Source organism: Kribbella antiqua, from assembly GCF_004345665.1.
GTDB classification, from domain to species: Bacteria; Actinomycetota; Actinomycetes; order Propionibacteriales; family Kribbellaceae; genus Kribbella; species Kribbella antiqua.
Window position 1 is genome coordinate 246306 of the sequence record NZ_SLWR01000002.1, and the last position, 14594, is coordinate 260899.

Consider the following 14594-nt stretch of genomic DNA (forward strand, 5'->3'; position numbering starts at 1 on the left):
GATCAGGACTTGTTGACGGCCAGGTACTTCGTCTCGAGGTACTCCTCGATGCCCTCGTGGCCGCCTTCCCGGCCCAGCCCGGAGTGCTTGACGCCGCCGAACGGCGCGGCGACATTCGAGACGATCCCCTGATTGATGCCGACCATGCCGGTCTCGAGCGCGTCGGAGACCCGCAGCGCGCGGTCGAGATTCTCGGTGAAGACATAGGCAGCCAGTCCGAACGGAGTGGCGTTGGCGAGAGCCACGGCCTCCGCCTCAGGGCCGAAGCGCACGATCGGGGCCACCGGGCCGAAGATCTCCTCGTCGAGGATCCGGGCACCAGCCGGCACGTGGTCCAGGACGGTCGGTGGGTAGAAGTGGCCGGGCATCGGAAGCGGGTCGCCGCCGGCGACCAGCTTCGCTCCGCGGACGACCGCGTCAGTGACCAGCTCCGAGCACTTCTTGACCGCGCGATCGTCGATGAGCGGGCCGACCGCGACGCCGGCCTGAGTGCCCGGGCCGACCTCGACTGCGGCCATCGCCCGCTGGAAACGGGCTACGAACTCGTCCGCGATCCCTTCCTGCACGAGGATTCGGTTGGCGGCCACGCACGACTGGCCACCGTTGCGCAGCTTCGCGATCACGGCACCCCTGACCGCGCGCTCGAGGTCAGCGTCGTCGAAGATGATCAGGGGCGCGTTGCCACCTAGTTCCATCGAGGTGCGCACGAGTTGGCTCGCGCTCTGCTCCACGAGCCGCTGGCCGACCGCGGTCGATCCCGTGAACGACACCTTGCGCAGCCGGGCGTCGGCCATCAGCGGCGCGCTGACCGCGCCGGGGTTGGTGGTCGTGATGACGTTCAACACCCCTTCCGGTACGCCTGCGTCCAGCAGGATCTGCGCCATCAGCAGACTGGTCAGCGGTGTCAGGGCGGCCGGCTTGAGTACGACGGTGCACCCGGCCGCCAGCGCCGGAGCGATCTTGCGGGTCCCCATCGCGAGTGGGAAGTTCCACGGGGTGATCAGCAGGCACGGGCCGACAGGCTGCGGTGACGTGATGATGCGTGAGCCGCCGTCCGGACTCGCGGTGTGCCGTCCATCGAGGCGGACGGCCTCCTCGGCGTACCAGCGGACGAAGTCGGCCGCGTAAGCCACCTCTGTGCGGGACTCGTCCAGCGGCTTGCCCATCTCGAGAGTGATGAGCAGGGCGAGGTCCTCTGTCCGTGCCATCAGTGCTTCGTAGGCACGGCGTAGTACCTCACTGCGTTTCCGGGGAGAGGTGGCAGCCCAGGCCGGGGCCGCATCGACGGCTGCGTCGAGCGCGGCCAGGGCGTCTGCCGTGGTGCCGTCGGCGATCTGCAGGAGCTCCGCTCCGGTGGCCGGGTCGTGGACCGGAAAGGCGTCGCCGTGCTCAGCGGATCGCCAGGAGCCGATCAGGAGACCGGTAGGGACTTGCTCGAGTACGTCGGCACGTCGCTGGGCCGGGATGTCGTGAATATCGAGGATCGTCATCGAAGTCTTCCTTGGGTCAGGCGGTGAACTGGTCGAGCGCGACGCGGACGGTCTTGGCGATGAAGGAGACTTCGTCGTCGGTGACGACGAACGGTGGGCAGATGTGCAGGGTGTTGTTGTGGATCACGCGGGTCAGCAGTCCGGCGTCGAGGCAGGCGTCCACAACGGCTTCACCGGGTACGTCGGCCCGCAGTTGCACCCCGGCAAGGAAACCTGTCCCACTCCGCACCTCCGCGACGAGAGGATGGTCAGCCAGCGGCTGGATCGCGTTGTGCAGCACGCCTTCAAGCTCGGCCGATCGCTCGAGCAGGTGCTCCTGCTCGAGGATGTCGATGTTGGCGTGCGCGACAGCGCACGCGGTCGCGTGGCCGGAGTACGTGATGCCGTGCCGAAGGATTGGAGCGTCATCGGAGCTGAAGAACCGCGCCCAGACACGCGGGCTGATCAGAACGCCGCCCAGTGGTGCGTAGCCGGAGGTGATGCCCTTCGCCATCAGCACCATGTCCGGCTCGAGACCGAACCGCTCACAGGCGAACATCGTGCCGGTCCGGCCGAAGCCGGTGATCACCTCGTCGGCGATGAAGAGAATGTCGTGCTGCCGGGCGAGGCGCTGCAGACCTTCGAGGTAGCCGGGTGCCGGTGCGATGACGCCGCCGGTTCCGATCACCGGCTCGGCGACGACCGCCGCGATCCGCTCGGGACCGAGTTCGGCGATCACCGCCTCGGCCCCGGCCAGGTCGTTGGCTGGGATCCGGGCAGTCTCGGGGATCAGTGAGTCGGAGCCGTAGCCCTCTCGGTTGTACTCGAGGCCGGCGATGCTGGTGCCGAAGCCGTGCAGCCCGTGGTAGGCGTTGTTCCGGCTCAGGATGATCCGCTTGTCCGGTCGCCCCTCCAGTTGCCAGTGACGGCGGGCGAGCTTGCAGGCGAGATCGACCGAGTCGGAGCCGCCGCTGGTCCAGAACACCTTGGCGTCCGGGATCGGCCCCAGCGCGGTGACCCGGTCGGCGAGGGTGAGTGCGACGTCGTTCACGAAGCGACCGAACACGTGGTACGTCTCGAGTTTCAGCATCTGCTCGTAGGCCACCCTGGCAACAGCTTCCCGACCGTGGCCGACGTTCGCGTACCACAGACCAGCCGGCGCATCGAGCAACTCTGCTCCGTCCGCCGTGATCACCGTGGCACCGCGCCCTCCGACGATCGTGACCCTCTTCGCCAGGGCGGTCGGCATGTGAGCCTGTGCGTGCCAGAGCGAAGCTCCGGCCAGTGGCGTCGCGCTGGTCATGATCTCTCCATCCCATGTTGCAGACTTTAGGATTGTTGACAATCTGAGGGTAAGGCTAACCCTCGCAGGCGGAACCCATGGAGGTGCTACCTCAGCGGAAGCGGTCCTTGGCCTTGTAATAGGCGCCGGCGAACGGCAGGAACCAGGCGGTTCCGTTGTAGAACGGCACCGGAACCTTGGGGAAGTCGAGGCCGCGGAGCGGGTTGGCCTCAGGGTGTCCGTCCATCACCTCGGCCATCCGCTGGCCCATGTAGGTGGCCATCTGTACGCCGTGGCCGCAGTACCCCATCGAGTAGTAGAGGCCGTCGGCCTCCCCGGCGTGCGGGATCCGGTCGTAGCTGAAGCCGACGTTCCCGCCCCAGACGTAGTCGATCCGTACGTCGGACACCCGGGGAAAGATCGTGGCCAGTTCGCGCTTGAGCACGTCGCCGGACTTCAGGTCCGAGGCCGGGTTCGAGGGAGCGAAGCGAGCCCGGCCGCCGAAGGCGAGGCGGTTGTCCGGGGTGAGCCGAATGTAGTGGCCGATGTTCTTGGAGTCGACCACCAGGCGGCGGTTGGGGATGAGCTCGCGAGCGACGTCGTCGGCAAGCGGCTCGGTGACGATGATGAAGCTTCCGACGTTGATCAGCCGCTTGCGGAACCAGGGCAACGACTTGTCGGTATAGGCGTCGGTGGCGGCCATCACCTGCCGGGCATGGATGGTGCCGTGCATGGTCTCGACCAGGAAGCTGCCGTCGGCCTGGCGGGTGAGACCGGTCGCGGCATTGCGTTCGTGGATCTGGGCGCCGGCGCGCTCGGCGGCGTCGGCAAGACCGTGGACGTACTTGCCGACGTGCAGTCCGGCGCTGAGCGGGTCGAGCAGGGCCCCGTGGTAGTAGTCCGATCCGAGTTCGGCACGCAACTCGCTCTTGCTGAGCAGCGTCGTGGTGTGGCCGAAGTTTTCGGCCAGGTCGCGCTGCTTGGCACGCATTCCGTCGAAGTGCTGTGGCTTGTATGCGACCCCGAGCCGCCCGACGCGGTCGAAATCGCAGTCGATCCGCTCTTCCAGCGTCAATGCCTCGACCACGTCGACGGCCGTCCGGAAGGCGTCGTACAGCTCGCGGGCACGCTCCTGGCCGTAACGCCGCCGTGCCTCGTCGACGCCGATGGTGATGCCCTGCGTGCACATGCTGCCGTTGCGGCCCGAGGCGCCGGAGCCGATCTTGTCCTTCTCGACCAGGACGACGTGCGCACCTTTGCGGGCGGCGTGGTACGCGGTGGACAGGCCGGTGAGACCGCCGCCGATGACCACCACATCGGCGTGGTCCGGCAGCGGCTTCCCGCTTCGGTCCGGTAGCGGCGGTGCGGTGTCGAGCCAGTAAGGGATCTGCTTCATGACAAAGGCTCCTCGTCAGCAGCCGAGCAGGCCGGGCAAGCCGGACAGGTCGGGCAGCTCGTCGTACGGCTGGTAGTCGGTGCTGCCGGGACGGCCGTACCGGTTGATCCAGACCCGGCGCTTCAGGCCGAGATCGCGGGTTGGGATGAGGTCGTATTCCCAGCCTTGGGCGGTGTGGATGACCTGGGCCGGCTCGACGCCCATGGCCTTGAAGGCGTGCTCGAAGGTCTGGCGGTCCGGCTTGTAGGCGCCGGCCTGCTGGGCGGTGATGACGTAGTCGAACTCGACACCGATGTTCTCGACGTTCCGCGCGATCATCTTGTCGTCGGTGTTCGAGATGATGGCGATCTCGTACTTGGTCTTCAGCGCGCGCAGCGCCTCCGGGACCTCAGGCCACGGGCCGAAGGTGGGGACGGCCTCGACCAGGGCGTCGCCGTCAGACGTGCGGTACTCCAGGCCGTGCAGGCGCATCGCGTTGCGCAGGCTGGAGTGCAGGATCTCGTGGTACGGGCGGTAGGCCTCCAGGACTGCCTGGAACCGCATGACGCGGAAGTCGTCGAGGAACTCGTCGACGTCCAGGTTGTCCAGCTCCAGCCGGTCCCCGATGACCTTCAGGGTCGTGGGGCCGAGCTCGAAGTTGATCAGAGTTGCATAGGCGTCGAAGGTGACGATCTCTCGCATGGTGTCCAACCTCATTTCAGACCACCCGTTCGCCGGGGGGCACGATCGCGTCGAGTGCGGCCAGATCGGCCGCGGTGGGGATCCACTCGGCCGCCGCCGCGTTGGCGGTGACCTGTTCGGGGGTCATGGCGCCGCAGATCACGGAGCCGACGGCAGGGAGGGCGGCGAGTCCGCCGACGGCGACCTCGAGGAGGGTCAGGCCGCGCTCCGCGCCGTACGCGGTCAGCGCCTCGACCCGGTCGAGGGCGTCGTCGGTGAGCCAGCCCTGCCGCCAGGTGAGCCGACTGCCCGGTGGTGGTCGCTCGCCTCGCCGGTACTTGCCGGTGAGCAGGCCGTTGGCGAGTGGGTAGTACGGCAGCAGGCCGATACCCGCACGCCGGCAAGCGGGGACGAGTTCGGTCTCCGCGCTGCGGTCGAGCAGGTGGTAGCAGGCCTGCGTGCTGACGAAGGCGTCGGTCAGCTGATCGGCGGGCACGTTGGAGCAGCCGACGGACCGGATCTTGCCTTCGGCAACTAGCTCCTGCAGTACGGCGACGGTCTCGTCGAGCGGGGTGACACCATCGGGTTCGTGGTATTGGTAGAGGTCGATCCACTCGGTGCCGAGCCTGCGCAGCGACTGCTCCAGAGCGTGCCGGATGTACCGGCTCGAACCACGCGGGCCGTACGCATCGTCGTCGTACATCTCCATGCCGAACTTCGTGGCGAGGAAAACGCGATCGCGATCCGCCTTGAGGGCGGCGCCGAGCAGTCGTTCGCCGTCGCCACGTGAACCGCCCCGATCGCCGTACCCGCCGTAGATGTCGGCGGTGTCGAACAAGGTGATGCCGGCGTCCAAGGCGGCGTACACGACCGCCCGAGTGCCGTCCTCGTCGAGGCGGGAGCCGAAGTTGTTGCCGCCGAGGCCGACCACGGAGACGGCCGGCCCGCCGGCACCTAGACGCCGGTATCTCATGACCGGTTCCCGAAACCGATGCAGACGTTCTTGGTCTGGGTGTAGCTCGCCAGGGCGTCCAGGCCCTTCTCCCGGCCCCAACCGCTGTGTTTGTAGCCACCGAACGGCAGCTCCACGCCCGTACCGACGCCGGTGGCGTTGATGTAGACCTGTCCTGCCTTGATTCCTTCGGCGACACTCAGTGCCTTGTCGATGTCGCGGGTCCAGACGTACGACGACAGGCCGTACGGACTGTCGTTCGCGATGGCGACCGCATCCTCGAGATCGTCGAACTCCAGCACGGTCACGACCGGGCCGAAGATCTCCTCGCGGGCGGTGCGGGCTTCGTTGGTCAGACCCGTCAGCACGGTCGGCTGGATGAAGTAGCCATCGGCAAGCTCTGGATCCGCAGGAGCGCCGCCGCCCGCTCGGACCACCGCGCCCTCCTCGCGCGCCAGCTCGAGATAGCCCCGGACCCGGTCTCGCTGCCGCGCCGACACCAGCGGACCCACATCCGGGTCCGACGAGCCCGGACCGAGTCGCAGCGACCCGGCGTGTGCCGCCAGCTTGTCGAGGAACTCCTCGGCACCGCGCTGCACCAGCACCCGGGTACCGGCCGAGCAGGTCTGCCCGGCGTTGCCGAAGGCCGAGCCGGCGACCGCGGACAGCGCGAGATCGAAGTCGGCATCGGCGAACACCACCACGGGCGACTTGCCGCCGAGCTCGACCACCGAAGGCACCACGTTGGCGGCAGCAGCCTGGGCGACCTTGATGCCGGTGGCCACAGATCCGGTGAAGGTGACCTGGTCGATGCCTGGGTGCCCGGCGAGTGCGGCACCGGTATCGCCGTCGCCCGGTACGACGTTGAGCACTCCCGGCGGCAGCCCGCAGTCCAGCGCGATGGCGGCGATCTCCAGCGGTGTCAGCGGCGCCTCGGGCGACGGCTTGAGCACGACCGTGCAGCCCGCGGCGAGTGCCGGGGCACTCCCCCGGGCGGTGTTCTGCAGGGGGTAGTTGAACGGGATGATCTGACCCGACACGCCGATCGGCTCGCGGACCGTGTAATCGAGCAGGCCGGGTCCGAGTGGAATCGTCGTACCACCGAGCTTGTCGGTGATTCCGGCGTAGAACTCGAAGTAACGCGCCGCGGCCTCGACATCGGCCTTCGCCTGCTGCAGCGGCTTGCCGACGTCCAGGCTCTCCAGCCGGGCCAGCCGGTCGCTCTGTTCGCGGATCGCCATCGCGATCCGGTACAGCAGCCGGCCGCGGTCCGCCGTCCGCATCCGTCCCCACTCCGGCGCGGTGAGCGCAGCCCGAGCGGCCGCGACCGCGTGGTCGACATCCGCCGGCCCGGCCAAGGCGACCTCGGCGATCGGGCTGGCGTGGGCCGGGTCGACAACGGTGAAAGTGCGTCCGTCGGCGGCAGGCACCTGCTTGCCGTCGATGACGAGCAGCCGCGGTTCGCCGGTCATGGCCGGATCTCGCCTTCGACCGCGCCGAAGATCACGACCTCGTCGCCCGGGTGCACGGTCCGCATCCGCCGGACCCACAGCACGATGCCGTCCTGCGGTGCGCTGATCTCCTCCAGGGTGTGCCCGTAGTGGTCGACGACCTTGGCGATCGGGTCGCCGCCCTTGCAGGTCTCCCCCGGTTCGGCGTACGCGACGAAGAAACCACCCGACGCCGAGCGGGCGAAGGTCCCGGTCACAGCCGTGTAGCTGTCGCGCAGCCCAGGCTCGCCGTCGACCATGCCGAGCTGGCGCATGATGTTGCGGACGGCAACGACGTGCAGCTCGACGTTCTCCTCGCGGTAGGTGGCGCCGCCGACCTCGATGGTGACGGCGGGCTTGCCCGCCGCGAGAGTGGGGTGGCGCACGGTCCCACCCCACTTACCGCCCTTCCAGATCAGCTCGTGCCCAGCGGCCAGGCCGATCCCGGAGGCGAGGTCCTCGTATCCGGCCTGGACGATGGTGAGCGGGGCGATCTCGCCGAACGTGCCGCCGGTGTGCAGGTCAACCAACGCGTCGATGACGGGAACCACCTGCTCGACGAACGTCGCCGCCAGACGCAGGGAGTACGAACCTTCCGGGTCGCCCGGGAAGATCCGGTTCAGGTTGAGGTGGTCCAGGCCGCTGCTGCGAGCCGCGGCCTCGAACGCGGGGGTGTTCATGCAGGGAATCCCGACCAGCGTGCCGCGCAGGCTCGCGGGGTCGGTCTCGGCGACGACCCGGCGGACGGCTTCTTGCCCGTCGTACTCGTCGCCGTGCACGCCGGCGTCCACGCAGAGCACAGGGCCGGGCTGGGTGCCGTTGACGACGATCAGCGGAATGCCCAGCTCCACGCCGTAAGTGCTGGTGCCGACCGGGATCAGCCCTTCAGCTCGTTCACCGGGGGCACAGGTCAGCGGACCGATGGAATACATGTGTTCGTCCTTTCGATGGTGTGGTCAACGGGCGATTGCGTGCGAGGCTTCGTCGAGGGTCTCCGCGATGATGTCGGCGATCCGGTCGAGGAGCTCGCGATCGCTGACCAACGGGGGTGCGATCTGCAAGAGTGGTGCGGCTCGGTTGTAGACCCGGGCGAGCAGCCCGGCCTCGCGCAGCCGGCGCGGGATGAGGTCGCCCACCAGTGCGTTGCGGGCGGCGTCGCTGAAACCGCCGTCCTCGGCGTCGCCGACGAGCTCGAGTGCGTAGAAGAAGCCGGCACCACGAACGTCGCCCACGACCGGCAGCGGGCCGAGGTCCGCCATCCGTTTGCCCAGGTGGTCCTGCAGGTCGCGGACGTTGTCCAGGACCCGGTCGCGCTCCACGATATGCAGGCTGCGGAGGGCGAGCGCCGCGCTGAGCGGATGCCCGCTGAACGTGTAGCCGTGGTTGAGCACCGCGCCCGGCTGGTTGATCACCTCGGCAACCTGCGCGCCCACCAGGGTCGCGCCCATCGGGGCGTAGCCCGCGGTCAGGCCCTTGGCAACGGTCACGATATCTGGGCGGGCGTCGTACCGGTCGCCACCGAACCACTCCCCCAGCCGGCCGAAGGCGGTGATCACCTCGTCCGCGACCAGCAGGAAGCCGTACCGATCGGCAAGCACCCGCAGGCCCGGCCAGTAGCCGTCCGGCGGAGTGATGCAGCCGCCGCGATTCTGCACCGGCTCGACAATCAGCATCGCGATGGTTTCCGGGCCCTCGGCAACGATCGCCCCTTCGAGCTCTGCCAGCAGATGCCTGGTGAAGACCGCGTCATCGGCGAACTCGGACGGCTGTCCGGCGCGACTGGTATTCGACACGAACACCGTCTCGATCGCAGGCGGCCCGAACGGCTCCGTCAACGCGGGGTCGTCGGTCAGGGACAGCGCACCGATGGTCAGGCCGTGGTAGGCGCCACGCCGGGAGATCGCCTTGGTACGGCGTGGCTCGCCGCGCAGCGTGTGATACTTCCGGGCGATCTTCCACGCGGACTCGACCGCCTCCGCACCGCCGCTGGAGAAGAAGGTGTGCTCGACGTCCATCGGTGCGATCCCGGCCAGCCGCTCGGCCAGTTCGATCGCCGTCGGGTGCGCTGACGCGGACCACAACGGGCTGAAGCACAGCTCCCGCAACTGCTCGGCGGCTGCGGTTGCGAACTCCTCGGCATACGAGTAGCCGAGCTGGCAGCAGTACAAGCCGGACAGTCCGTCGATGTAGCGGTTGCCGTCCGCGTCCTCGACGTACGGACCCTCCCCGCGCCGTACGACGAACAGGTTCTCGCCATCGCGGCCGAGTGAGCCGTTGGCGGTCATGTTGAGCAGCAGGTTCCGCGTCATGCCGCGTCGCCTTCGGACTTGGCCAGACCGGTGGTCGTCTCGACCGACAACAGACCGCTTTGACGCCCGGACCCGAGCCACCGCATCAGCGCCACCAGCACGAGCGCCAGCACGGCGAAGGCAATGAGTACAGCGCTGATCGCGGTCACGGTCGGATCGATGTCGAACGCGAGCGAGTTGAACATCTGGACGGGCAGGGTCACGGTCGTCCCCGACGACAGGAACTGGGCGATGAAGAACTCGTCGAAGCTGGTGATGAACGCGAAGACCGCCGCGGCGACCATGCCTGGCGCGGCGAGCGGGAAAGTGATCCGCCGCGCGATGGTGAGCCGGCTGGCCCCCATACTCGCCGCCGCGTCCTCGAGGCGTTCGTCGATGCCGCGGAACGTCGCGATCAGGATCATCACGGCGATCGGCGAGGCCAGCACGGTGTGGCCGAGGGCGATCGCGATCGGGCTGCCCAGCATCGCGGCGGGTTCGAACAACAGGAACAGTCCGAGCGCGATGACCACCTGCGGGATCAGCAGGGGCGCGAGCACGAGCGCGTAGACGGCCGAGCGGAGGGGCAGCTCACTGCGGGTCAGCGCAGTCGCCGCCGTGATCGCCAGGATCAGTGAGAACACAGTGGTGATGGACGCGACCATCGCGCTCAGCGACAGCGCGGCGGGCCACCCACTGTCCTTGGCGAACACGGCCTGGTACCAGGTCAGGGTCCAGCCCTCCGGGGGGAACGCCCCGAAAGCATCCTTGCCGAACGACGTGACGATGATGACGACGATCGGCAACACGAGGAAGATCACGATCAGGGCCGCACTGATGCCGAGCGCGATCCTTCCGCTCCAGGTACTGCGCAGGCCGATCACGAGGCGCTCCTCTTCTTGGCATTGGCACCGAGTCGCCCGACGAGCTTCAGCAACAACAGCCCGGCGAAGGTGACGAGCAGCAGGACGACGCCTTGTGCTGCCGCACTGTTCCACTGGTTGTTCTTCATGACTTGCTGGTTGATCATCGCGGCGACCATGGTCTGCTTGGGACCACCCATCAGTGCCGGCGTGATGTAGTAGCCGAGCGCAAGGATGAAGCTCAGCAGCGCCGCGCTGGCCAGGCCGGGGGCGATCAGCGGCAGGTAGACCCGGCGGAAGATCACCAGCCGTCCGGCGCCCATGCTGGCGGCCGCGGCGAGCAGCGCCGGTCGACCCCGCGCATCGCGCCGTACAGGACGAGCACGGTGTAGGGAAGCATCACCGAACTGGTGCCGATGATCACGCCGAGCTCGTTGTAGAGCAGCTGGAACGGTGCCCCCGGCACCCAGAGGTCGGTCATCACCTGGTTCACCACACCGTGCTCACCGAGCAGGATGATCCAGCCGTACGTCCGCACCAGGGCACTGATGAAATGCGGGACGACGACCACCAGCATGATCAGTCCCGCCCACAGCGGGCGTAACCGGCATTCCGCGCTGGCCAGCACGAACCCGACCACGAGGCTGATCACCGCCGTCTCAGCCGAGACTCGCAACGTGGTGAGCAGCACGGCCAGGTTCGAGCCCGTGAGTGCGTCCACGTACCAGTGCAGGGTCAATGAGCCGTTCGCGGCCTTGAGGCTGAGGAGCAGCGTGCTGAGGATCGGGAACACGAACAACGCCAGCAGGTAGACGACGATCGGTGTCGCGTTCAGCAACCCGATGCGGGTCCGGCGGGTGCCCAAGAGGCGACGCTGCGGGGCTCGGGGCGCGGCGGCGATGGACGCAGTCATGGCTGACCTACCGCCCTTCGGTGCCGAAGAGGTTGACGTCCTGGGCGTCCGCCTTCACACCGATCCGCTCACCGGCGATCGGAGCCCATCCGGCCGGTGCCTCGATGCGCAGCAGCTTGTCGAGACCGGCGAGACGCAGGCCGACGCGGACGAGCGTGCCGACATATGTGACCGTCTCGACAGTGCCCGTACAGAAACCCTCGTCGGGCGTGCAGGCGCGGAGCCGGCCGGGCTGGATGGCCGCATCCACCGCGGCGCCCCGGGCAAAGGCGTGTGGCCGCGCCCTCAGCACGCCGCCGTGCTCCAGCCTGACCAGGGTGTGCTCGTCGGCGGTCTCCTCCACCTGACCAGGCAGGAAATTCGCCGCACCGAGGAAGTCGGCGACGAACGGTGTCTTCGGCCGCTCGAACAGCTCGCGTGGCGTGTCGAACTGGTCGATCAGCCCGTCGCGCATCACGGCGATCCGGTCGGACAGTACCAGCGCCTCCTCCTGGTCGTGCGTCACGTAGATCACGGTCAGGCCCAGCTCGCGCTGGATCGCCTTGATCTCGACCTGGAGCTGGTCGCGCAGCTTCTTGTCCAGCGCGCCCAGCGGCTCGTCCATCAGGACTACGGGCGGCCGGTACACCAGCGCGCGGCACAGCGCTACCCGCTGCTGCTGACCGCCGGACAACTCGCGCGGATAGCGGCCGCCGTACCCCGTCAGACCGACGATCTCGAGCGTCTCGCCGACCCGCCGGCGGGTGTCGGCCTTCGACACCCCACGCAACTGCAGCGGGAAGGCGATGTTCTCGCCGACGGTCATGTGGGGGAACAGCAGATACTGCTGGAAGACGAAGCCCAGATTCCGCTTCTGCGGCGCGAGCCGGGTCACATCACGGTCGCCGACCGTGATGGTGCCGGAATCCGGCTCCGCGAAGCCGGCGATCATCATCAACGTCGTCGTCTTGCCCGACCCGGACGCGCCGAGGAAGGTGACGAACTCGCCGGCGGCGATCTCCATCGATGCCTCGTCGACGGCGACCACGTCCCCGTAGGTCTTGCGCAACGAGACGACGGACAGCGGCTTGCCGATCCCGGCCTGCGCCGGTGAGCCGGCGCCGGTGACAGGCGACTCGAGAACAGTGCGGATGTCAGACACGAGCCCACTCCAGCCAGCGCTTGTTCACAGCGCCCTCGTTCTTCAGCCACCACTCGGTGTCCAGGTCGAACCCCTGGTCTCGGTACTCCGGCGCGGACGCCAGGTTGGCGCGCACGTCGTCCGGGAGGCTGTCGAACGCCGCCGCGGAGACCGGGTTCGTGGGGTAGATCTTCGCCAGGCCGGCCTGCGTCTCAGGGCGCAGCGAGAAGTCGATCAACTGGTACGCGGCGTCGAGGTTGGCGGCACCCTTGGGGATGGCATATCCCTGGCCCTGCCGGCGTGCGCCGGCGAACTGGTACGCCAACGGAACGCCCTGCTTGATCAGCGCACTGAGACGGCCGTGCCAGCAGGTGCCCAGCACCACTTCCTTGCGGCTGAGCAGCACGCCGGGAAGGTTGCCCGTGTCCCAGTACTTGCGCACGGACCCCTTGATCCGGTCCAGCGACTTGAACGCCCGTTCCACGTCGATCGGGTACAGCTTGTCCATCGGTACGCCGTCAGCGAGCAACGCGAACTCCAACTCGGGCAGGTCCGCGTCCGGGTGTTGCAGCGACCGGCTGCCGGGGAACGCCTTGGTGTCCCAGAAGTCCGGCCAGGAACTCGGCTTCTTGCCGCCGAACTCGTCGGTGCGGTACGCCATCACGCTGGCGTAGTACGCCTTACCGACGGCGTGCTCGGTGACCATGTTGCTCGGGATGTTCGCGGCCTTGAAGCTCTTCAGCCGGTCGAAGTCGAGCTTCTCGATCCCGTCGTCCCGGACGAACTTCAGGAAGTCCATCATCGAGTTGTCGATCACGTCGAACTGCGGTCGGCCCTGCTTGATCTGCGCGAGCATCTGGGCGTACTGGACGTTCACCACCTGGACCTGGATGCCGGTCTCCTTGGTGAATGGCTCGTAGACCCCCTCCTGCAGCGCTTCGCCGTACGCCCCACCGCTGTTGCGCACGGCCAGCGTCTTCGTCGAGGCGGCGGCGCCGTCGGCGCGGCTGGTGCCGGAGCCACAGGCTGTCAGGGCGGGTACGGCGGCCATCGCCGACAACCCTGCGACGCCCTGCAGGAACGACCGACGCCCGATCACGGAATCTTTCATGACAACACCTCAGGTTCTGATGGGGTTTGGAGGGATTCAGCGGTTCGGCCCGGCACTGCGGCCGACGCGATCGCCGCGAGTTCGGTGCCTGGGACAACGGTGAGCCCGCGCATCCCGTAGAAGACGTTTCCGGACGCCGGAGCGTGGACGACATGTTCTCGACCGTCGGCGGGGTCGACGATGCGACCGATGATCTGGCCAACGGTCACGTCGTCGCCGGCGGTGAACTCCGGGTACCAGAGGCCGGTGACGTCGGAGGCGACCTCTCCGGACCACACCCATTCACGGACGGCCGCAGGCTCAGACCCGTCCGATTCCAGGACGCCGAGACGTCGCAGGACCGCCTTCAGGCCGTCCACCAGCCCGCCGATCACGGCCGGGTCGCGCTCGCCGAGCTGGCTGGTCTCGACCAGGATGGCCGGGACGCCTTGGCGGACGGCGGCCGCGTGGCTGTTCCCACCCTCGGCGTTCTGGCCGAAGATGACGTCCTCGATACCGACAGCTCGTGCCATCGCGACAGTCGTCGCATCGACGTCCGCCTCACCGGTGAGACGGACGCCGACGAAGTGCCGGAGGGTCTGGTCGATTCCGCCGGAGTGCAGGTCGAGGTAGGCGTCCGCGCCAGCGATCAGCTGCGCGAAGATCCAGGCGGCCATCCGTTCGGTGGGACTACCCTGTGGGTCGCCGGGGAACACGCGGTTGATGTTCACTCCGTCGATCGAGGAAACGTTGAGGCGTCCCCGGTAGGCGGCCAGCGGGTTCGCGACGATGCAGATGAGCACCTGTCCGCGGACCTCCTCGGCGTCCAGCAGTGCCGCGAGCCGATGGGCGGCATCCACTCCGGTGAACTCACCGCCGTGCACGCCTCCGGTGATCACCACGCGAGGCCCCGGTCGCGCCCCGGCCACCAAGGCAAGCGGTACGTCTACGGTCAGGGTGCCGAGATCCGCGGGCACGATGCCGCGCACCGTGGTGCCCGGCTCGGCCCGCAGCGGGCCGAGGGCCAGCGGCCCCACCTGGTCGGCGTCTTTGGTCGTCGTCATGTCGTCC

At 68.1% G+C, this 14594-nt stretch carries 14 protein-coding genes; all 14 read right to left on the minus strand.

Going from position 1 to position 14594, the window contains the following annotated elements; all coding sequences use genetic code 11:
• Positions 1-2 precede the first annotated feature (2 nt).
• Positions 3-1490: an NAD-dependent succinate-semialdehyde dehydrogenase gene (locus tag EV646_RS07240; protein ID WP_132145287.1), complete on the minus strand. Its 1488-nt coding sequence runs from the start codon at positions 1488-1490 to the stop codon at positions 3-5.
• A 16-nt stretch (positions 1491-1506) separates the two neighbouring features.
• Complete coding sequence (locus EV646_RS07245) at positions 1507-2772, minus strand: aminotransferase family protein (protein ID WP_132145289.1); 1266 nt, start codon at positions 2770-2772, stop codon at positions 1507-1509.
• Positions 2773-2863: 91 nt separating this feature from the next.
• Positions 2864-4147, minus strand: coding sequence for an NAD(P)/FAD-dependent oxidoreductase (locus EV646_RS07250; RefSeq protein WP_132145291.1), 1284 nt, complete (start codon positions 4145-4147; stop codon positions 2864-2866).
• 15 nt (positions 4148-4162) lie between these two features.
• On the minus strand, positions 4163-4828 hold the full coding sequence (locus tag EV646_RS07255) for a haloacid dehalogenase type II (RefSeq protein ID WP_132145293.1): 666 nt from the start codon (positions 4826-4828) through the stop codon (positions 4163-4165).
• A 16-nt stretch (positions 4829-4844) separates the two neighbouring features.
• Positions 4845-5780, minus strand: a complete 936-nt coding sequence (locus EV646_RS07260; protein ID WP_132145295.1) for an aldo/keto reductase — start codon at positions 5778-5780, stop codon at positions 4845-4847.
• A complete protein-coding gene (locus EV646_RS07265; RefSeq protein WP_132145297.1) occupies positions 5777-7231 on the minus strand; it encodes an aldehyde dehydrogenase family protein in 1455 nt (484 codons plus the stop codon). The genes EV646_RS07260 and EV646_RS07265 overlap by 4 nt, the downstream gene beginning before the upstream one ends.
• Positions 7228-8181 carry a succinylglutamate desuccinylase/aspartoacylase family protein gene (locus EV646_RS07270; protein WP_132145299.1) on the minus strand — a complete coding sequence of 318 codons (954 nt, stop codon included), beginning with the start codon at positions 8179-8181 and terminating at the stop codon, positions 7228-7230. The genes EV646_RS07265 and EV646_RS07270 overlap by 4 nt, the downstream gene beginning before the upstream one ends.
• 24 nt (positions 8182-8205) lie before the next feature.
• Entirely contained in the window at positions 8206-9558 is a 1353-nt protein-coding gene (locus tag EV646_RS07275) for an aminotransferase class III-fold pyridoxal phosphate-dependent enzyme (RefSeq protein ID WP_132145301.1), read from the minus strand.
• Positions 9555-10421, minus strand: coding sequence for an ABC transporter permease (locus EV646_RS07280; protein ID WP_132145303.1), 867 nt, complete (start codon positions 10419-10421; stop codon positions 9555-9557). The genes EV646_RS07275 and EV646_RS07280 overlap by 4 nt, the downstream gene beginning before the upstream one ends.
• Complete coding sequence (locus tag EV646_RS39215) at positions 10418-10723, minus strand: ABC transporter permease subunit (protein ID WP_199236852.1); 306 nt, start codon at positions 10721-10723, stop codon at positions 10418-10420. Before EV646_RS39215 ends, EV646_RS07280 begins: the two co-directional genes overlap by 4 nt.
• On the minus strand, positions 10702-11313 hold the full coding sequence (locus EV646_RS07285; protein WP_199236853.1) for an ABC transporter permease: 612 nt from the start codon (positions 11311-11313) through the stop codon (positions 10702-10704). The genes EV646_RS39215 and EV646_RS07285 overlap by 22 nt, the downstream gene beginning before the upstream one ends.
• A gap of 7 nt (positions 11314-11320) precedes the next feature.
• Complete coding sequence (locus EV646_RS07290; RefSeq protein ID WP_199236854.1) at positions 11321-12454, minus strand: ABC transporter ATP-binding protein; 1134 nt, start codon at positions 12452-12454, stop codon at positions 11321-11323.
• A complete protein-coding gene (locus EV646_RS07295) occupies positions 12447-13544 on the minus strand; it encodes an ABC transporter substrate-binding protein (RefSeq protein ID WP_132145305.1) in 1098 nt (365 codons plus the stop codon). The genes EV646_RS07290 and EV646_RS07295 overlap by 8 nt, the downstream gene beginning before the upstream one ends.
• Positions 13541-14587 (minus strand): succinylglutamate desuccinylase/aspartoacylase family protein, encoded by a 1047-nt coding sequence (locus tag EV646_RS07300; RefSeq protein WP_132145307.1) that lies wholly within the window; start codon positions 14585-14587, stop codon positions 13541-13543. The genes EV646_RS07295 and EV646_RS07300 overlap by 4 nt, the downstream gene beginning before the upstream one ends.
• Positions 14588-14594: the final 7 nt, after the last annotated feature.